The 18,340-nt window shown below is 54.2% G+C and carries 17 protein-coding genes; 4 read left to right on the forward strand and 13 right to left on the reverse strand.

What is annotated here, in order from left to right:
* Positions 1 to 133 precede the first annotated feature (133 nt).
* The 3 genes from gpt to crl all read left to right on the forward strand — a co-directional run bounded on the left by gpt (position 134) and on the right by crl (position 2,399).
* Positions 134 to 592, forward strand: a complete 459-nt coding sequence (gene gpt, locus ABLV11_RS09205; protein WP_004099178.1) for a xanthine phosphoribosyltransferase — start codon at positions 134 to 136, stop codon at positions 590 to 592.
* 106 nt (positions 593 to 698) lie between these two features.
* Positions 699 to 1,943: an esterase FrsA gene (gene frsA / locus ABLV11_RS09210; RefSeq protein ID WP_004099186.1), complete on the forward strand. Its 1,245-nt coding sequence runs from the start codon at positions 699 to 701 to the stop codon at positions 1,941 to 1,943.
* A gap of 57 nt (positions 1,944 to 2,000) precedes the next feature.
* The gene (crl, locus tag ABLV11_RS09215; protein ID WP_004099188.1) at positions 2,001 to 2,399 is read left to right on the forward strand and encodes a sigma factor-binding protein Crl; all 399 of its coding nucleotides are present in this window, start codon (positions 2,001 to 2,003) and stop codon (positions 2,397 to 2,399) included.
* An 82-nt stretch (positions 2,400 to 2,481) separates the two neighbouring features.
* On the opposite strand, the gene ABLV11_RS09220 is transcribed toward crl, so the two are convergent.
* The 13 genes from ABLV11_RS09220 to gabD form a co-directional block, all read right to left on the reverse strand.
* Positions 2,482 to 2,988 carry a serine acetyltransferase gene (locus ABLV11_RS09220; protein WP_004099190.1) on the reverse strand — a complete coding sequence of 169 codons (507 nt, stop codon included), beginning with the start codon at positions 2,986 to 2,988 and terminating at the stop codon, positions 2,482 to 2,484.
* Positions 2,989 to 2,990: 2 nt separating this feature from the next.
* The gene (locus ABLV11_RS09225; RefSeq protein ID WP_126488529.1) at positions 2,991 to 4,409 is read right to left on the reverse strand and encodes a DUF4832 domain-containing protein; all 1,419 of its coding nucleotides are present in this window, start codon (positions 4,407 to 4,409) and stop codon (positions 2,991 to 2,993) included.
* 2 nt (positions 4,410 to 4,411) lie between these two features.
* On the reverse strand, positions 4,412 to 4,822 hold the full coding sequence (locus tag ABLV11_RS09230) for a hypothetical protein (protein WP_004110797.1): 411 nt from the start codon (positions 4,820 to 4,822) through the stop codon (positions 4,412 to 4,414).
* Positions 4,819 to 5,934 carry a glycosyltransferase family 4 protein gene (locus ABLV11_RS09235; RefSeq protein ID WP_023320367.1) on the reverse strand — a complete coding sequence of 372 codons (1,116 nt, stop codon included), beginning with the start codon at positions 5,932 to 5,934 and terminating at the stop codon, positions 4,819 to 4,821. Before ABLV11_RS09235 ends, ABLV11_RS09230 begins: the two co-directional genes overlap by 4 nt.
* A complete protein-coding gene (locus ABLV11_RS09240) occupies positions 5,931 to 7,145 on the reverse strand; it encodes a glycosyltransferase family 4 protein (RefSeq protein ID WP_016809607.1) in 1,215 nt (404 codons plus the stop codon). The genes ABLV11_RS09235 and ABLV11_RS09240 overlap by 4 nt, the downstream gene beginning before the upstream one ends.
* Positions 7,126 to 8,151, reverse strand: coding sequence for a glycosyltransferase (locus ABLV11_RS09245; protein WP_004099199.1), 1,026 nt, complete (start codon positions 8,149 to 8,151; stop codon positions 7,126 to 7,128). Before ABLV11_RS09245 ends, ABLV11_RS09240 begins: the two co-directional genes overlap by 20 nt.
* Entirely contained in the window at positions 8,144 to 9,526 is a 1,383-nt protein-coding gene (locus ABLV11_RS09250) for a capsular biosynthesis protein (RefSeq protein ID WP_126488533.1), read from the reverse strand. The genes ABLV11_RS09245 and ABLV11_RS09250 overlap by 8 nt, the downstream gene beginning before the upstream one ends.
* Positions 9,517 to 10,734 carry a capsular biosynthesis protein gene (locus ABLV11_RS09255; RefSeq protein WP_049094098.1) on the reverse strand — a complete coding sequence of 406 codons (1,218 nt, stop codon included), beginning with the start codon at positions 10,732 to 10,734 and terminating at the stop codon, positions 9,517 to 9,519. Before ABLV11_RS09255 ends, ABLV11_RS09250 begins: the two co-directional genes overlap by 10 nt.
* 5 nt (positions 10,735 to 10,739) lie before the next feature.
* Positions 10,740 to 12,827, reverse strand: a complete 2,088-nt coding sequence (locus ABLV11_RS09260; protein WP_126488535.1) for a polysaccharide biosynthesis tyrosine autokinase — start codon at positions 12,825 to 12,827, stop codon at positions 10,740 to 10,742.
* Between the two features lies 1 nt (position 12,828).
* Positions 12,829 to 13,383, reverse strand: a complete 555-nt coding sequence (locus ABLV11_RS09265) for a polysaccharide biosynthesis/export family protein (protein WP_023320370.1) — start codon at positions 13,381 to 13,383, stop codon at positions 12,829 to 12,831.
* Positions 13,380 to 14,666 (reverse strand): outer membrane beta-barrel protein, encoded by a 1,287-nt coding sequence (locus ABLV11_RS09270; RefSeq protein WP_004099216.1) that lies wholly within the window; start codon positions 14,664 to 14,666, stop codon positions 13,380 to 13,382. The genes ABLV11_RS09265 and ABLV11_RS09270 overlap by 4 nt, the downstream gene beginning before the upstream one ends.
* The gene (locus ABLV11_RS09275; RefSeq protein ID WP_126488537.1) at positions 14,656 to 16,059 is read right to left on the reverse strand and encodes an undecaprenyl-phosphate glucose phosphotransferase; all 1,404 of its coding nucleotides are present in this window, start codon (positions 16,057 to 16,059) and stop codon (positions 14,656 to 14,658) included. The genes ABLV11_RS09270 and ABLV11_RS09275 overlap by 11 nt, the downstream gene beginning before the upstream one ends.
* Positions 16,060 to 16,397: 338 nt before the next feature.
* Complete coding sequence (gene gabD, locus ABLV11_RS09280; RefSeq protein WP_004099219.1) at positions 16,398 to 17,846, reverse strand: NADP-dependent succinate-semialdehyde dehydrogenase; 1,449 nt, start codon at positions 17,844 to 17,846, stop codon at positions 16,398 to 16,400.
* A gap of 225 nt (positions 17,847 to 18,071) precedes the next feature.
* Here gabD and ABLV11_RS09285 point away from each other — a divergent pair, with 225 nt between their 5' ends.
* Positions 18,072 to 18,323, forward strand: a complete 252-nt coding sequence (locus ABLV11_RS09285) for a zinc ribbon domain-containing protein (RefSeq protein ID WP_004099220.1) — start codon at positions 18,072 to 18,074, stop codon at positions 18,321 to 18,323.
* Positions 18,324 to 18,340 lie beyond the last annotated feature (17 nt).

Raw genomic sequence — 18,340 nt, forward strand, 5'->3', positions numbered from 1 at the left:
GTAAACCACGTAAAAAGAGTCGTCGTGGCCGCTTAACGCTGGTTTTTAGCGCGTCAGATCTCTATAATCTCGCGCAACCATTTTCCCCCTCGAACATTATTTAAGCCGTATTACACAGGCTGGGACACTTCACATGAGCGAAAAATACGTCGTCACCTGGGACATGTTGCAGATTCACGCCCGCAAGCTGGCAACCCGCCTGCTGCCGGTTGAACAGTGGAAAGGCATTATTGCCGTTAGCCGCGGCGGTCTGGTACCGGGAGCACTACTGGCGCGTGAACTGGGTATTCGTCATGTTGACACCGTTTGCATCTCAAGCTACGACCACGATAACCAGCGTGAGCTGACGGTTCTGAAACGTGCAGAAGGCGACGGCGAAGGCTTCATCGTTATCGATGACCTGGTCGATACCGGCGGTACCGCCGTTGCTATCCGCGAAATGTATCCTAAAGCGCATTTTGTCACTATTTTCGCAAAACCGGCCGGCCGTCCGCTGGTTGACGATTATGTTATTGATATTCCGCAGGATACCTGGATTGAACAGCCGTGGGATATGGGCGTGGTGTTCGTACCGCCTATCGCAGGCCGTTAATTTCCCGCATAAATGCTAATTACCACGCCCGGTTTTGCCGGGCGTGGTTTTTTTTACCCTTGCGCAGGTTACAATAGCTTCAGTGGCAACATGATGGAGGCTGCACATGTCCCAGGCTAACCTTAGCGAAACGCTGTTTAAACCCCGATTCAAACATCCGGAAACCTCTACGCTGGTGCGCCGGTTCAATACCGGAGCGCAGCAACCGATCCAGTCCGCGCTCAGCGGCAATAACGTTGATCACTGGTATCGATTGATTAATCGCCTGATGTGGATCTGGCGTGGCGTGACGCCGCAGGAAATCCTCGACGTGCAGGCGCGCATCGTCATGAGCGATGCGGAGCGAACCGATCCGGAGCTTTACGATACGGTTGTCGGCTATCGCGGCGGCAACTGGATCTTTGAATGGGCGAAACAGGCGATGGACTGGCAGCAAAAGGCCGGCCAGGAAGAGGATCTGCTCATCAGCGGCCGCCACTGGCTGCATGCGGCAAACCTGTACAGCATTGCCGCCTATCCGCACATTAAAGGCGATGAGCTGGCGGAACAGGCGCAGGTGCTGGCATACCGGGCTTACGAAGAGGCGGCTCAGCGGCTGCCCGGCAAGCTGCGCGAGCTGGAGTTTTCCATCCCTGGCGCGGCGCCGATCACCGGGTTCCTGCATATGCCGCCAGGCGAGGGGCCGTTCCCGACGGTGCTGATGTGCGGCGGCCTTGACGCGCTCCAGACCGATTATTACAACCTGTATGAGAACTATTTTGCGCCATTGGGCATCGCTATGCTGACCGTGGATATGCCTTCAATTGGTTTCTCGTCAAAATGCAAGCTGACCCAGGATACCAGTATGCTGCACCAGTATGTGCTGCAGCATCTGGCCAATGTGCCATGGGTCGATCATACCCGCGTGGCCGCCTTTGGTTTCCGTTTTGGCGCCAACATTGCCGTACGGCTGGGCTATCTGGAATCCCAGCGCCTGAAGGCGGTTGCCTGCCTGGGCCCGGTGGTGCACGGCCTGCTGGTGGATCCGCTGCATCAGGGACGGGTGCCGGAAATGTATCTTGACGTTCTGGCTTCGCGTCTGGGAATGCACGATGCTTCCGACGAAGCGCTGCGCGTGGAGCTTAACCGCTACTCCCTGAAGGTTCAGGGACTGCTGGGGCGCCGCTGCCCTACGCCGATGCTTTCGGGCTTCTGGAAAGACGATCCGTTCAGCCCCGAAGAGGAGTCGCGATTGATCACTTCATCCTCATCCGACGGCAAGCTGCTGGAGATCCCGTTCAATCCGGTTTATCGCAATTTCGATCACGCCCTGCGGCAGATCGCCCGCTGGATTAGCCATAGATTTAGTTAATATATTGCTAAATTCTATCGATTTGGTAACGTCATGGCATCACCAAAGGAGATTGCAATGACGTTACCGAGTGGACACCTAAAGAGTAAGCTGATTAAGAAATTCACGGCGCTAGGCCCTTACATCCGTGAGGAGCAATGTGAAGACAACCGCTTCTTTTTCGATTGCCTGGCAGTTTGCGTCAACGTAAAACCGGCGCCTGAAAAACGCGAGTTCTGGGGATGGTGGATGGAGATGGAAGCGCAGGCATCGCGCTTCACCTATAGCTACCAGTTTGGATTATTCGATAAAGAAGGCGACTGGCGTCCGGTCGCGATTGACGATCCTGAAGTCACCGAAAAGCTCGAAAAGACGCTGCGCGATTTTCACCAACGAGCCGAAGCGCTATTGGCAACGTTTAACCTTAAGCTGGAACCTGCTGATGATTTTAGCGAGCCGGTTAAGCTGAGAGCCTAAGAGTCAACCTTCTGTTGCCATCCGGCTAGCAATAAAACCCGCGTTTCTACCAGCGTGGGTTTTGTCCCCAGGCAAACCCACACTAATTGCCGTTTAATACCCGATAGGGTTGACCGACGGCAATCATGCCTGCGGCCAGATCTTTGGTCACTACCGTGCCTGCCCCGACTTTGACGTTATCGCCCAGCGTGACCGCGCCGATCACCACGGCGTGGGCGCCAAATTCTACGTTATCGCCGATTCGCGGGCTGTTGCCTTCCTGACCCTGGCTATCGGTTACGCTGCCAATAGTGACCCCCTGGCGCAGAGTACAATTTTGGCCGATGATCGTTCCCCGATTAATAACGATGCAGTGCGGATGAAACAGCTTCAGCCCATATCCAATGCGCGCTCGCCACGGCAGCTCAATGCAAAATAAACACTCGTTAATCACGATATTGAGAATAACGAACGGAATTGCGCAGATCTTCCACAGCGGGTTACGACTGCGATAGAGCGTTGCCAGACGATAGAGCAGAAGCGCGATTTTCGCTTTAATGCCGCCGCAGGATTTGATTTCCCGGCCGACCAGCCTGATAGCCTCAAACATGGTTATTCCTTAAGGTTAAACGAAGCCAGTGAATACCATCCGTCACCGGTTTGACCTTCGTTAGCAAGTTGTATACGCGGTAGATTTTGATGGTTGGTCAGCGCCGCTTCCAGGCGGTACTGGCCGTCAGGCAGGCCCGCAGGCAGCGGCAGCGTGACGTTGCTTTGATGGTCGCCGGGCAGCCACTGGCGAACATCGTCCGACGTACGGACTTGCGTCATCGTCGCGCCCGCATCATTAACTATTCGCCACTGTACAAGCCACGGGAGATAGGCTGGAGCGACGCCGTCGTTACGCCAGGTAACATTCAGCGTAAGCGGAGTGCCGCTACGCACGGGCGTATCAAATTCCAGCCGGCTCACCCGGTAGCGATAGCCGATACGCAATAATGCGTTATCAACGATATCGCGATAGGCGGCCGGTACCGGACGCGATTTCAGATTCAGGGTACTGGCGTGCTGCGCTAATGCCCAGTCAAAGCTGGCCTGAACCTCCTCGCGGGTATAGTGCTGAACGCTTTCCCACTCCGCCATATAACCGCAAATTTCAAGACTAACGGGAGCGTGCTGCCAGCCAGTGTTAAAACCGGCCCACGCCGTCTGCGCTGCGGCCAGGCGTTGAGGATAGTCATCGCGCATATGGCTCCACTCCGGGGAAAAGTTATGCCAGTCTCCCCAGCAGTCCGCGCGCCATCCGGCGCCTTTTTGGCTGGCCCAGGCCAGCGAGTCGCCGCCGCTGACTAACATAATTTTGGGCGTTTTCGGGAAACTGCTGAAGTGCATATCAACGTAGCGATTGAGCTGTTGCGGAGTGTACTTTTCCATCAACGGCGCGACGTCAGGGAAATTGGAGTTATGCCATTCGCCCCATGAACCCACCATGCCGATATCGACAAACGCCAGTTCAGGATTGCCGTCATAACGCGCGCCGAGGGCGTTAAGCAGCTTTTGCGCATAGGCGATAAAAGTCGGATCGCTGAGATCCGGGACAAAGGTTTTGCCATTTTCGACCCATTGTCCCTGAATGCCTTTGGCGATAAGCCAGGCGGGGATTTTCGAGCCTGATTGTGGCTCATCGAGCGCCATGAAACGTAATCCGACGTTCATTGCCGGCTGATGTTGGGCGGCGACGCTGAAGGCATGATCGATCGGCGCAAAATTATAGACGCCTTCTTCAGGCTCCAGATCGCTCCAGTAAAAGCGATCGTATTCAAATCCGGTGTCCGGATACTCTTTCAGAGAGGGCTTCTGACCATAACCATCGTGGAAACTGGCCACGCCGATCCCAGGATTCGTTAACAGACCGGTGAAGGCCGGCGGGGTGACAACCGTACGTTCAGCCAGTACCGCTGCAGAGGGTATGGCTCCGGCCAGCAGTAGCGCCAAAAGCAGCGCGGCGCGGCGCAGTGAAAAAGAGCTCATCGTTAATTCACTTTATCGTGGAGGTTTACAAACCACGTCCAGATACCCACGTGGAAGTTCTTAAACACATCGATACCCAGCGCAGATTTAAGCATATAGAGCGCCAGCAGCACGGCAAGAATGGCAAACAGTACGGCAAACGTAATCGCCAGGGTGGAAAATATACGCCCGAGCAGCGTGCTTTCTCGCGGAATTTTGCGCAGATCGCGACCGCATAAAAAGACTACAAAATAGCGACGATGCAGAAACGGAAAGCTATGGCGAAAGTCGATACGATGGCGCGACGCCAGGCTCGATCTCACCAGCGCCTGTTCGATACCGCGTTTCTGCTCCGGCGTTAATGAGGCTTCTGTTTCCGGGTCAAGCGCGGAATAAAAGCGCTCGATGACCAGGTCGGATGTTGATTTTGTCACGGTTGACTCTTATTCGTTAATCGCTGATAGACCTGAGCCGTTTTCGCTGCAATGTCCGGCCAGCGGTATTTGGGCATTAACTGGCTGTAATCCACGGTCTCCTCGCCGCTCCAGGACTGCAACTTTTGCGCCAGCGCGGCGACATCACCTGCCGGGAAATAGTCCCCGGCAGGCAGGCCAATCTCCAGGTTAGCGGGGATATCGCTGACGATAACCGGCAGTGACCAGGACATGGCCTCCAGCAGGGCAATAGGCAGCCCTTCATGGTAAGACGGTAGAACAAAAAGCCCGGCCTGTGAGAACAGGGTATGCAACGGATCGCCGCTAATAAAACCGGTCATGATCACCCCCGGGGTAGCGGCCGCCTGTTTCTTCAGCCGCTCGCTATACTCATCCGGATGATCGGCATCGCCAATCAGCACCAGCGGCTGCGAGCAGTTGGCGGCTTTGTGGGCGGCAATCAGATCGTGCAGCCCTTTTTCTTCAACAAAGCGGGCGACGGCGACAACGTATTGCCCGGCTTTGAGAGAGTACTGATCCAACGTGGCCTGCCGGGCCTCTTCGGCGGGAAGCTGCGACTGGCGCACGCCGTTATAGATCACGTTCGCGTTATAACGACCATGTTTGGTCTGAATCAACGTATTAATCACTTCCGAGATAACAATGACCTCGTTGGCATATTTCACCGCCCATTTTTCACCGAGGCGCAGCATCTCCTTCGCCATTTTCCCCCACTTCTGCCGGTCATAGTCCGGGCCGTGGTGGGTAAAAACGACGCGTTTGCCGAGCAGGCGCAGCAGCGGGACCACCAGGCCAGGCCCGACCGCGTGAACGTGCACGACATTTGAACCGTCGAACAGGGTACTGAAGGCGGCCAGCGTAGAGTGAATAATGGCTTCGAACTTGCGGCTTTTGGGCGCCCACAGGCTTTTCAGCTGTACGCCTTTATATTCGCTACGGCGGTAGTCGACGTACGGCGAGCGGGCAATGACGCAGATATCAGCATGATTCTGTTGATAGATTTCGGGATACAAATTCTGGCAATGGGTCTCCACGCCGCCCTGGACGTTCGGTATACCGCGGGTGCCGAGCACCGTCACTTTAAGCTTCATTTCGCTTCCCCCACAAGCTGCTGATAGAGTTCCTGCAGAACCTGCATATGCCGGGCGAGATCGTATTTATCCTCTAACCGCTGGCGTGCGTTAATGCCCATTTCACGCGCCTGCTGAGGATTGGCGGCCAGGCTATCCATGATGCGCGCCAGCGCGTCGGCATCTCCAGGTTCCACCAGATAGCCATCAATGCCATCGCGAATCTGCTCCGGAATACCGCCGATATTGCCGCCGACGACGGGGCGGCCGAACGCCATCGCCTCCAGCACCGACATCGAGCAGTTTTCATAATATTCGGAAGGGACGATCACCGCTCGCGCGCCGCGAATCAGCGCGTTGAGCGCTTCTCCATGGCGCATATAGCCGAGAAATTCCGGACCGCTAAAGCGGGCGCGCAGGTCGCTGCCGAGAGGGCCATCGCCGACGATTTTCAGCGGCATGGACTGCTGCATTTTTTGCTGCGCCAGCGCCAGGGTAGCCACGCCTTTCTCACGGCTCAAGCGGCCGATATAGAGGAAATAATCCCCCGCAGTATCGCCCGGGACCGTGGTGCTGGCATCAATACCGTTGACGATCACATCGATCCGCGACCTGGGTAATTTACGCAGCAGCGTCTGACGCATAAATTCGCTGGGAGCGATAATGCAATCGAGCATGGCGTAATTTTGCGCGAACTTTTGCCAGTAGGCCTCAAGCGAGAGCAGCAGGCTTTTAAAGGTGTCTCCCTGCTGGCAGCGATGGCGAAAGGCATTGCTCACCGAACCGGTAAGACAGTCATCGCAGACGTGGCCATCGCGCAGCATGGTGTAAGATGGACAAACGATTTTATAATCGTGCGCCGTCAGTACCGTTTTGCAGCCAAAGCGTTTAGCGACGCCAATCAATGCGGGCGTCAGCTGATGATAGATATTGTGAAAGTGCACAATATCCGGGCGCTGTTCCAGCAGCAGCGTATTGAGTTTATTGCAGGCCTCGGCGTTGTAGATAAAATCGATACCCGCTTTGAGCTTACCCGTCAGGCCATGGCTTTGATGATAATCCACGTTATGTACGAAGAAATTCTCCCAGGGCGAAGGCTTATTTTCCGCATGCTGCATGCTGAAGTCGACAACCTGATAGCCGGCTTGCAGCATGGCGTCTCGTTCCTGAAAAAAAACGGTTTCCGCTCCGCCCTTAATAAAGAAGAATTTATTAACGAATAATATTTTCATGTTCTGTCTGGATATGTTTTGGGTTAGAGACGGTCACGGCGGGCTGTTTCAGCGGATCGCGAACGGGGTTAATGACGCCTCGCACCATGCCTGCGGAAAATAACGATAAATTGATCACGCTCTGGACGCCGTCGCGCAGCGATTTATTTTTAATCGCCTTCAGCGCGATAAACGCCAGCAGCGGAAGCAGGGCGATGATAATCACTCCGGGATTGAACGTCAGCAGGCAAATAATCAATATCAGGATATACAGCGTGAATATCAGTTCGTTGCGAACAATCTTAAGCGCGGCGGGGAAATGCTTTTTTCCCCAGCAGTTGCGTAATAGTTCACCCGGCGCCCATAAAAAGCCGTTCTTCCAGCGATAGGCCAGCATTTTGAAGGTCGGCATGGTATAGGATGCATGGCTAAAATAGGGTGCGGCAAGACGATGGAGCTTATAGCCCGCGGCCTGCAAACGGATCCCCAGTTCAGCTTCTTCATAACCGTGAAGGTTCAGATTAGTCAGATAGCCTATTTTCTCGATTGCTGAACGGCGATAGAGCCCGCCGCCGCCAAGATGATCGGTATCGCCCTGCGGATAGATAAGATGCAGACGCTGCTTGCGCGATTTAAACTCATAGTTAGCGGCGTCATCCATCTCGACGCTGCCCGCCACGCCGGCATACTCGGGATGCGTTTCGAGAAAAGCCACAGCGGTGTCGAGAAAACCCGGCTCCAGCTCCATATCGCCATCCAGCAGCAGCAGGTAATCCCCTTCGCTGAACAACCAGCCCAGCTGATGACCCACGCCGCAGCAGCGATCTTTCGCGTTATCGAGGCAGACCACCATCGCGTCTTTGGCGACGGCCAGCTCCCGGGTATTGTCGGTGGACAGGCTATCGGCGACGATAATTTGATGCGGATAAGGCTGCAATTGCTTGCGGACGCTGTCGATCGTTTTTTCAATACCCTGCGCTTCGTTGAGGGTTTTAATGCTGACGGTAATTGATGGCGTTTTATTCATATTGGGTACCGGAATTCAGACGGACAGAACGATGAATGACAATAAGCGCCCCGAGGGCCAGCCATAATAAAAACTGTAGCATGGGAATGATCATCAGGATCTGGCTGTAGGGAAGACTGAGCAAACAGCCAATGGCAAAGACGTAAAATGCAGGCGCGGAGCTGAGCAGCTGTAAATCTTCACGTTTAAGATCGTAGCGGGAAAAGGTCTCTTTCGGCCGCATACCGACGAGAATAGAAGCAATCATGGCGATAAATAAGATCACGCCGATAATACCGACTTCCCACAGCAGCATGCTCAGCGCGGTGGAATCGAGAATAAGGTGATACCAGGCGCCAATATAGCCGGGGGAGACGGTACTGCCGCTGTTGGTGGCGTTCAGACCGTAACCAAACAGCATTCCGCCGGGGCCAAAAAGTTCGTTATGCTGGAGCCAGAAGAAAATAGTGGTAAATCGGCCGAGCTCGCCGCTTTCCATAATGTAGTTGGTATCAAAGATATAGCCGAGGGAATCGATAAATACCGAGAGCGCGCTTTTTGTCGGATCTCCGCCGAAGGCCGACGAGTAGTTGGACGCCAGAATAGTGATAGCGGCAAAAATTAATACCACCATGCCGGCGGCGATAATCATCAATGAGCGCAGGGTGACTTTACTGATACCGCTAACGTAAGCGGGCATGATCCACAGCAGCGCCAGTAAGAACGGCGACAGCAGAATCACGAATTTTACCTCGCCGACCACGCAGAGGAAAAAGGCCAGCACGATATGCGCCGCCATCGACTTGAACGAGCAGATACCGTGCTTAAATTCGGACACCTTCAGCAGCATAATCAGCAGGCAGAACATCCCCATTGCTGCGGTATTGCCGCCGCCCATCGGGTCGCCGCCAAACGTGCCGACCACCGAATCCCACTTTTCATCCTCACCGCGTAGCGCCACGCGTTTTGGCACCACTACCAGCACCTGATAGATAGCCAGCGGGAACTGGACGTAGAATAGCCAGTAAAAAAGCTGTGTCAGGCGATGCAGCTGCGACTCGCGAAACATGCCGAGCAGCATGCAAAACATCACCAGCGACAGAGCCAGTTCGTTTTTAAAGCCGACGATAGCGGTGACGATGCCGGATTGTAAAACCGTGGCGCAGAGGCTGAGGATGATAAAAGTCAGGTACAGCGCCAGCACCACCTTCTCGCGCGCGCTAAGCGCCAGCGGCTGCGCCCGGCTTTGCATCATCAGCAGAACCACCATCACCAGCACCATGAAAAAAGGAAGCCACAGTACGGCTGCCACGCCGGTGAAATACTGAATCGTGCCGCAGAAGACGATGGTCGTCAGCGCGAATGCCTCCAGATAGCGGCCGGTATTTAGCTGCATATTTTCTGCTCCTGCCGGGAGAGCTGTAGCGCCCGTTTGTTCATTTTCAGCAGGATGAACAGATAGCGAATGCTGGTCAGAAGAGAGAACGTCAGCAGGGCTATCTCATAGCTCTGGCCCAACTTAGGCAGAACGACAAAAGCGACGGCGATGATTAGCAACTGCTCTATCTGAATACGTAAAAAATAGCGTTTAGAACCAAAGATAAGCTCAATAACGGTCAGCGGACTGACGGCCAGCGCGGCGAACAGATAGGGCAACATATAGCGTGAGGTCGGAATGGAATTGAGCCACTCCTGGCTAAAGCCGAGGCGCATAACCAGCGGATAGAAAATCCAGATCCCAAGGATACAGATCAGCGCCGCGGCCATCAGCAGCAGGCGAATCTTTTTGTACTCCGGATAGTTAAAGGTGCTGTTGCGAAAATCCATCGACCATTTTGAAAAGATGGAGTTGCGCACCGCGTTACCGACAATCATCACCGGAGATAAACAGAAGCGGCTTACCACCGAGAAATAGCCCGCGACCAGCGGTGAAAACCAGACATTTATCAACATCGTCGGCAGGTTATTGCTGGCCATCGCCAGCACTTCCGCGCTGCCGACGCGACTGAGATGCTGCCAGTGCTGACGCGCAAAAAGAGCGTTCGCGCGCGGAGAAAAATGCGCTGGCGTCAGGGTCCTGAAGCGGAACAAGCGCAGCAGACAGAGGCTGAGCAGCAGCAAAATACCGGCCATCCAGGCGATATAGAACAGCGTGGTATTCGGCATCGCCAGCAGGGCTATCGCTACGACCAGCGACACGGCGATGCGCTGAAAGGTCAGAAACTGATAGTTGCCGCCGCGCAGCGAGAGGTTCTCGGCAATCAAAACCAGCGCATAGCCGAAGGTGAGCAGATAGAGAAACGCAATATTGAGATGGAAAATCAGCCCGGTGATGACCGCCCAGGGCAGCGCCAGAATCAGGCTTTGTAGCAGGCAAAACACTACGTTCTGCCCCAGCTCATGCTCCTCCTGGCGCGGGATCAGCAGCTGCGACGCAAAGGTGCAAACCTGAGCGCCAATCAGCACGTTGCTGTAGATCATCGCATAGTGTCCGACTTCCGCCATGCCGTAGCGATGGGAAATCAGCCACACGGAAAATGCGCCGATCGCCTGCGAAAGAACCGAGGAGCTGGCGATTGAAGAAATACTCTTAATTAAATTCATAATCGCTACTTCGGTGAAATCAGTTCGCCCATGCCGCGCTCGGGCAGGCGTTTGCCTTCCTGAGTCTCCAGATTCTCTTCTTGAACCCGGTTAAGCATGGTGGCGACTGGCGTAGGCGCGGCGGTTTGCAGACGATTCTGCGCGTCGCGAATGCGCGACGCCTGCTCGCCAGCGTTGATCGCCAGCAGGGTAATATCGACGTGCGGCGCCAGCAGCAGGGCGTCCTGCGCCAGCCCGAGCGAAGGCGCATTAATAATCAGATAATCGTAGGTCTGCCGCAGCGTCGTCAGCAGCGCCGGGAGCCGCTCAGAGGTGAACAGCAGCAGCGCGGAGTCGCTCAGCTCGCCTCGGGGCATAAAATCAAGCGTGTCGGCCAGGGGGACCACCGCCTGAGGCGCGGCGCTGCGGTCAGCAAGACGCTCGCTAAAGCCCGTTTTATGCTGCGGATAGCGCGCGGAGAGCCCATCGCTTGCCAGGTAGTCCACATCAATGAGCAGCGTTTTACCTGACTTAGCGGCGGACCACGCCAGCATTTCGGCAATCAGGCTGCTGCCGGCATCGGCCTGCGCCGAGGTCACCAGTATCATCCCGCCATGATTATTCTGACCGAGCAGCGCCAGGCGCAGGCTGTGGATCATGTCGGCATACAGCAGGTTCTGGAACGTTAGCTTCGCGCTGTTCGCCTGAGGCAATTGCGGGAATTCACCGCTGGCATCAAGGCCCGTTTTAGCTTTAAGTTCGCTGATGCTGTTGACCGTTTTATCCAGCGCGGTGCTGACAATCAGGTACATAATGTACAGCGCCAGCGCCATCAGGGTCGCCATCACGATAAGCAGACCGCGCTGCGGTTTAGACGGTTGATTTGGCGGCACGGCGGCATCGTAGATCACTTCATCAGGAACCGAAAAGCTCTCGGAGAGCTTCTGCTCGTTCGCCCGCTGATACAGCGATTTATACAGCTCTTCGGTTTTGTTCAGCGCGGTCATCATGGTGTTGTATTTATCGCGCTTAGCGCCCAGCGCCTGGAAGTCGGCTTTCTGATCGTTGAGCATCTGCTGATAGTGCTGCTCATCGTCCAGCGCAATCTGATACTGCTGACGTAACCCATTGAGCAGTTCACCCAGCACCTGGCCTATTTGTCCGTTAACGACCTGCAGCTGGGCCTGAGCCTGGAGGTATTTCGGATGCTTAGGACCATAGTGTTTTGCCGCTTCCGATAAGTTACGTCGCGTCTGGATCAGCGCGATCCGCAGATCCTGAATCTGCGGATGACCGGAAATTTCCGGCAGTGAGATGATCGCTTCCGGCGCTTTTCCCTGCTGGCGGCGCACTTTGTCCCATACCGTTTGCGCTTTCAAACGGCGCTGGGTCGCGTCAGCCAGATGGTTAATCACGATCCCCAGGCGCTCGGTTTCGTAGCCATCCATGCTGCGAAAAGTCAGCAGACCGTTCTGTTTGAGAAAATCATCGATATCGGCTTTCTGGCGATCGAGTTTATTGCGCAGATCGTCCATCATTTTTTCGTTCCAGCCCTGAGCCTGAAGTAAGATTTTCTGCTTCTGCGCCAGGCTGTAATCGATAAAGGCCTGCGCCACGCCGTTGGCAATATCGGCGGCTTTTTGCGGCGATTTCGCCTCCATCGAAACGGATACCAGCTGCGTGGTGCGCACGCCGGAGATGGTCAGGTTTTTTTGCAGGGAGCGCACGGCATTATTGACGCGCGCGGCCTCATCAAGCTTATCCCCGCCGTTAAATTCCGGGTCCTGATCCAGCTTTAGCGCTTTCACTGCGGCTTCCAGTACCACGCGGGAGCCCATCAGCGCGTATTTGGTTTCATAGTAATCGCTGCGGGTGGAATCGTAGTTTTCCAGCCGCGGCAGGGGGGTTACATCCTGCGACTGCGCTTTAAACAGCACCGTTGCGGTTGCGGTATAGCTGGATGACATAAAGCGCGTCAGGATCCACGACGCCGCCGCAGCCACCACGACCACCACCAGGCACCAAATCAGCTTGTGCTTGATTTTGTTGAAATAAGGCGTGAAGTCGATAAAGCCTTCTTTCTTCTTTCCATTTTCAACTAATGAAATAGCCATATCAGAAGAAACTCATGCCAATGATGATGGTATCTCCGGCCTGTACGGCGGAGTCGGCGGCGACGTTTTCCAGCAGTTTACCGCTGCGAAACTGGCGAATGCGGATGTCATGGCGATCGGCGCGGTCGGTGAACCCTCCGGCCAGCGCAATGGCTTTTTCCGCCGTTAAGCCGGGCTCCCAGGCGTAGCCGTCCGGTTTTTTGACTTCGCCTAACAGATAAATTTTACGGTATTCGGCAATGCTCACGGTGACCATTGGCGCCTGCAGATAGCTTCCGCGCAGCTTATCGGCAATTTCATTGCCGACCTGTTCGGGCGTTTTTCCTTTCAGCATCAGGGAGCCTATATAAGGATAATCAACGCTGCCGCTATTATCGATTTTTACGCGCATAGTGAGATCCTGCTCGCCGGAAACCGCGATATTGATCTCATCCCCCTGGTCCAGATGATAAACGGCATCCGGCGGCGTTCGGATCGTCTGCGGCGGCGCCGAACAGGCCGCCAGCCATAGCGCCAGAAGAGAAATCGCCGCCCGTTTTCCATAGCTAAGGATCATATTTGTACCTGCGTCATAAAAATAATGGCCGAGTCGTTGTAGCCCAGCGTGCGCTCGACCTCATGGTCATAGTCTGGCCCAATATAAAAGGCATCTTTTTCTTTATTCGAATGCATCGTGTTCCATTGCAGCTTCAGCTGAAAATTAACGGATGGTCGATAGTCGTAGTTGAAGGTCAGCGATACGAGGTTTGATCGATCTTTACGTCCGTTGGTCTGGTGCTTGTAATCCTCTGTAATATAAGAGTAATCAACCAGGGTGGAGAATCTGTCGACCAGCCAGTGGTGCTCGTAGCCCAGGCCAAAATTGGATACCAGAATATAGCCGCCGGAGTCGGTGGGATCTTTTATCCGTTGTGAACTGTGTAAGTTGAGTTTTATCTGTTCAAGCGGTTTCCAGTCGGCATTAATATCCCAGTTCAGGCCGTTGAACCCCTGTGAGTCGGGGTTATGGATAAAATCTTTATACAGCCATGCGACGTTGCCGTTGATCTCGGTCTTGCCGGAAAGGCGGTTTTTCATACCCATCAGCAGATAGTATTCATTACTGTCTTTTAACGGGTTGAGCTCATAGCGACGCTGGTTGGTAATAAAACTGTAGCGGTAGCGCAGCGTTTTGGCTTTTTGATCAAAAAGCTCGGCGACCAGGCTGTTTTCATGCCACTCCTGATCGTGCATGTAGTAATGAAAGTCGGCGCTGGCGTCCTCAATGCTGTCAAGATTGCGAAAGCGCAGCTGTTTATGCATCAGCGCAACTTCTGCTTTGCCGCGCCCTTCCGGCGCCCCGTAGCTATAGCGTAGTTCACTGTTAAAGAAGCGCGTGGCGATGGGTTTATTAATGCCAAACTCTTTGAACTGCTCGGGCAGAAACCCCTCGGTGGTATCGCGGCCGCGCTCTTCATGGCCGAACGTTTCATCAAGATCCAACGACAGGCCATGCATACTGCCGAAGCGCCACTTACCGTTAAACATAAAAAAATGGTTATCACGGTTATCAGCGCTATCGCTGGCGTAGCGGCGGTAATCGCCCGAGTACATCAGTAAATAGCGGTCTTCATAGCGCTCGCCGATCGCTTTAAAAATCGGCTTAATACCCTGCCAGGAGGAAGCGATTTCGTTGCCGCCGTAGCGTTGCCAGGTCACGTTGTCATTGTAACCGACGTCATAACCCACCTGGCTCTCGAAATCGATGCCAGCCACGCCGGTATGTGGTTTTGCCTGCAGGTCCGCCCATGCGCAAGGTATCGCCAGCAGACCCGCGAGGAAAGTGAGTTCAGAACGCATTTTTGCCCACAAATCCGCGGAAAAACGTTAAAAATACGATTTTGATATCCAGCAGCAGCGACCACGACTGAATATATTCCAGATCGTACTGAATGCGTTTTTCCATTTTATCAATCGTGTCAGTTTCGCCGCGAAAGCCGTGAATTTGCGCCAGCCCGGTAATGCCGGGCTTCACTTTATGGCGAATCATGTAGTTTTCCACCAGCACGCGATATTGCTCATTGTGCGCGACCGCGTGCGGGCGGGGACCCACTATCGACATGGTTCCCTGCAGCACGTTAAAAAACTGCGGCAATTCATCAAGCGATGTTTTGCGTAGAAAGGCGCCGAAGCGGGTAATACGCGGATCGTTACGCGTGGCCTGGGTGACGACCGCGCTGTTTTCCATCACGCGCATGGTTCTGAACTTCCATACCGCGATCTGCTTACCGTTCAGACCATAACGGCTTTGTTTAAACAGCACCGGGCCTGGCGACGTCAGCTTGATGCCGATGGCCACCGCGAGCATCACCGGCAGGCTGACGAGGGTGAACAAGGTGCCGAGAACAATATCTTCGATACGCTTGAGCACCGCGCCTTCACCTTCAAACGGCGACGTAAAAATGCTGATGGTCTGGATATTGCCAAACATCCGCAGCTGCGAAATATGTGAGCTATAGGAAAACAGGTCCGGTACCAGAAACACATCTACGGTGGTATCGGAAAATTCGTTTAAGAACTGGCGGATGCGCTGCTGGGCGACCATCGGCAGGGCGATATAGACTTCATCTATCTCGCCTGCTTTTGCCAGCGCCAGCAGGTCGCGCGAGTTGCCTTTTTTCTCAATGCTGAGCAGGCGGCTGTCGCGCTGTACGGCGCGGTCCTCAAAGAAGGTAATTTCAATACCGTTATGGGTATACTCCTTAAACAGCGCCTGCTCAATGGCCAACCCGGCTGGCGTAATACCTAAAATAGCCACCTTGAGTCTGGATTTGAAAAAATAGCGGCTGGAGATAATACGAATAAGAAACATACTAATGAATATGGCCAGCGAGCATAGTGCAATCACTTCAGCCAGCAGCAGCGAGTTCGTACTGGCATGATTGTTCATTAATAGTTCAGCAATCACAAACAATAAAAACGTCAGCAGTCCGCTAATACAGACGCTAAAAAAAAGCTTCGTTAATTTTTTAAAATACTGACCTTTAAACTGGCCTGAATATAACTGAAAGTGCTCGTTGGCCCGGATAAAAATCAGGGAATATATTATTCCGAGGAACAGAGAGGCCGTAGATGGTTCGACGAGAAAGTATTTTAAATAAGCAAAAATGAACAGGTTAACGGCAAAAAAATCCAGTAGCTTCATTAGCTTACTGTAGCGGGCGTTATAAATTTTAATTGTGCTATCCGTCATCTTTTTGCTCGTTTTATAGTCAATAAAATGATGTCATATCCCGCTGAAAAGCAAAATTTATCTCTATGAATCTATTAAGAAATTAAGCTTCAGACCGGCGTTGATTATTGTAGCCTACGATTAATCCTATGTCGAACCTGCCCGGAATGGATGATTGATAACTTTTTCTTATAGCCAACGCCCTTTTTCGCATTGTTATTAAGCATAATGAATGGCGCTGAGACGGGCAGGATATCGGGATGTCCTCATGAACCCAGCCGCGAAACGTATTTCCAGCTATTACCGAGGGAAATGACCGCTAAATAAGCTGCGCCAGCAGAAGCTGGCGCGAGGGTTGATTAAATCCCAATACACATGTATTTGATTTCTAAGTAATCCTCTATGCCATACTTCGAACCTTCGCGACCGAGGCCGGAGGATTTCACGCCGCCGAAGGGAGCCACCTCGGTGGAGATAAGGCCGGTATTAATACCGATAATGCCGTATTCCAGCGCTTCGCCAACGCGAAAGACGCGGCCCAGATCGCGGGCGTAGAAATAAGCCGCCAGGCCGAACTCGGTATCGTTGGCCTGAGCGATAACATCTGCCTCATCTTTAAAGCGGAAGAGCGGGGCGAGGGGCCCAAAGGTCTCTTCTTTCGCTACTTTCGCATCGCTGGGGACGTCCACCAGAATTGTGGGCTGAAAGAAGTTTCCGCCCAGCTCATGGGATTTCCCGCCGGTAGCCACCCGCGCGCCTTTGTCCAGCGCATCGGCAATATGTTCCTGCACTTTGGCGATCGCTTTCTCGTCAATCAGCGGCCCGATGGTGACGTTCGGCTGCAGGCCATCGCCGATTTGCAGCTTACTGACCGCCTGCTGAAGCTTTTCGGCGAAGCGATCGTAGACGCCATCCTGAATGTACAGGCGGTTGGCGCAGACGCAGGTCTGTCCGGCGTTGCGGAACTTGGAGGCCAACGCGCCTTCGACAGCTTTATCCAGATCGGCGTCATCAAAAACGATAAACGGCGCGTTGCCGCCCAACTCCAGCGAGACCTTCTTGATATCTTTCGCGCACTGTTCCATCAGCTGGCGACCTATTTCCGTCGAGCCGGTAAAGGAGAGTTTGCGCACCAGCGGGTTACCGGTGAGCTCGTTACCCACTTCGCTGGCCGAACCGGTCACCACGTTAAATACGCCTTCGGGGATCCCGGCGCGATTAGCGAGCTCCGCCAGCGCCAGCGCGGAGAACGGCGTCTGGCTGGCGGGCTTGAGCACCATCGTGCAGCCTGCGGCCAGAGCCGGGCCCGCCTTACGGGTGATCATTGCCGAGGGGAAATTCCACGGAGTGATAGCGGCGGTTACGCCAATCGGTTGTTTAATCACCAGCAGCCGTTTGTCGGCCTGATGACCGGGAATGGTGTCGCCGTAAATGCGTTTACCCTCTTCGGCAAACCACTCGATAAAGGAGGCGGCGTAGCCGATCTCGCCTTTTGCTTCGGCCAGCGGTTTCCCCTGCTCCAGCGTCATCAGGCGCGCTAAATCGTCCTGATGCTCCATCATCAAATCAAACCAGCGGCGCAGGATAGTGGCGCGCTCCCTGGCGGTAAGGGCGCGCCACGCGGGCAGCGCGCGAGCGGCGGCATCGATCGCCTCGCGAGTTTCCTCGGCGCCCATTTTGGGCACGCTGCCCAGCTGCTGACCGTTGGCGGGGTTAGTAACCCCGAGGGTTTCTCCGCTGCTGGCGTCGCGCCAGCGTCCGTCAATAAATGCCTGCTGGCGAAAAAGGGTAGGGTCGTTAAGTTGCATGATTGCGTCCTGTCTTGATTTGTTTTAAACCGTGGATGCGCCTGAATCAGCTGCGTCAAACACCTGTCCCTGTTTAGTGTAGACGAACGCGTTCAGAGAACCGGGAGCAGTGCTGGGTGATACAACAATAACCCTCAATAATTTACGGATATTTGAACTGGCAGAACGTTATTGTGCAAACAATGCTGTATTTTTTATGCTCAATTTGCGAGAAAGGAGCGCCCTATGTCACAGCAAGAACGGTTTTGTCAGGCCTGCGGAATGCCGATGTCCGCCGAGGAGGCGAAAAGCGCAAGCGACGATTACTGCGCCTGGTGCTGCGATAGCGAGGGGAAGCTTAAGTCCTGGGAGGATGCCGTTTCCGGCCTGGCTGAGTTCCTCGATTCCTGGCAGAAAGTTGGGCCTGCGGAATCGCGCAAGCGAGCGATGCGCTATTTAACGGCCATGCCCGCGTGGGCTCATAAAGCGGAAGATTAACCTGCAGCCCGGAGCAA

The organism is Klebsiella sp. GW_Kp181 (assembly GCF_040062315.1).
GTDB lineage: Bacteria > Pseudomonadota > Gammaproteobacteria > Enterobacterales > Enterobacteriaceae > Klebsiella > Klebsiella oxytoca.

Bases quoted from the DNA above. Each gene is read 5' to 3' on its own strand.
- gpt (WP_004099178.1), top strand. From the start codon at position 134: ATGAGCGAAAAATACGTCGTCACCTGGGACATGTTGCAGATTCACGCC.
- frsA (WP_004099186.1), top strand. From the start codon at position 699: ATGTCCCAGGCTAACCTTAGCGAAACGCTGTTTAAACCCCGATTCAAA.
- crl (WP_004099188.1), top strand. From the start codon at position 2,001: ATGACGTTACCGAGTGGACACCTAAAGAGTAAGCTGATTAAGAAATTC.
- ABLV11_RS09220 (WP_004099190.1), bottom strand. From the start codon at position 2,988: ATGTTTGAGGCTATCAGGCTGGTCGGCCGGGAAATCAAATCCTGCGGC.
- ABLV11_RS09225 (WP_126488529.1), bottom strand. From the start codon at position 4,409: ATGAGCTCTTTTTCACTGCGCCGCGCCGCGCTGCTTTTGGCGCTACTG.
- ABLV11_RS09235 (WP_023320367.1), bottom strand. From the start codon at position 5,934: ATGAAGCTTAAAGTGACGGTGCTCGGCACCCGCGGTATACCGAACGTC.
- ABLV11_RS09240 (WP_016809607.1), bottom strand. From the start codon at position 7,145: ATGAAAATATTATTCGTTAATAAATTCTTCTTTATTAAGGGCGGAGCG.
- ABLV11_RS09245 (WP_004099199.1), bottom strand. From the start codon at position 8,151: ATGAATAAAACGCCATCAATTACCGTCAGCATTAAAACCCTCAACGAA.
- ABLV11_RS09250 (WP_126488533.1), bottom strand. From the start codon at position 9,526: ATGCAGCTAAATACCGGCCGCTATCTGGAGGCATTCGCGCTGACGACC.
- ABLV11_RS09255 (WP_049094098.1), bottom strand. From the start codon at position 10,734: ATGAATTTAATTAAGAGTATTTCTTCAATCGCCAGCTCCTCGGTTCTT.
- ABLV11_RS09260 (WP_126488535.1), bottom strand. From the start codon at position 12,827: ATGGCTATTTCATTAGTTGAAAATGGAAAGAAGAAAGAAGGCTTTATC.
- ABLV11_RS09265 (WP_023320370.1), bottom strand. From the start codon at position 13,383: ATGATCCTTAGCTATGGAAAACGGGCGGCGATTTCTCTTCTGGCGCTA.
- ABLV11_RS09270 (WP_004099216.1), bottom strand. From the start codon at position 14,666: ATGCGTTCTGAACTCACTTTCCTCGCGGGTCTGCTGGCGATACCTTGC.
- ABLV11_RS09275 (WP_126488537.1), bottom strand. From the start codon at position 16,059: ATGACGGATAGCACAATTAAAATTTATAACGCCCGCTACAGTAAGCTA.
- gabD (WP_004099219.1), bottom strand. From the start codon at position 17,846: ATGCAACTTAACGACCCTACCCTTTTTCGCCAGCAGGCATTTATTGAC.
- ABLV11_RS09285 (WP_004099220.1), top strand. From the start codon at position 18,072: ATGTCACAGCAAGAACGGTTTTGTCAGGCCTGCGGAATGCCGATGTCC.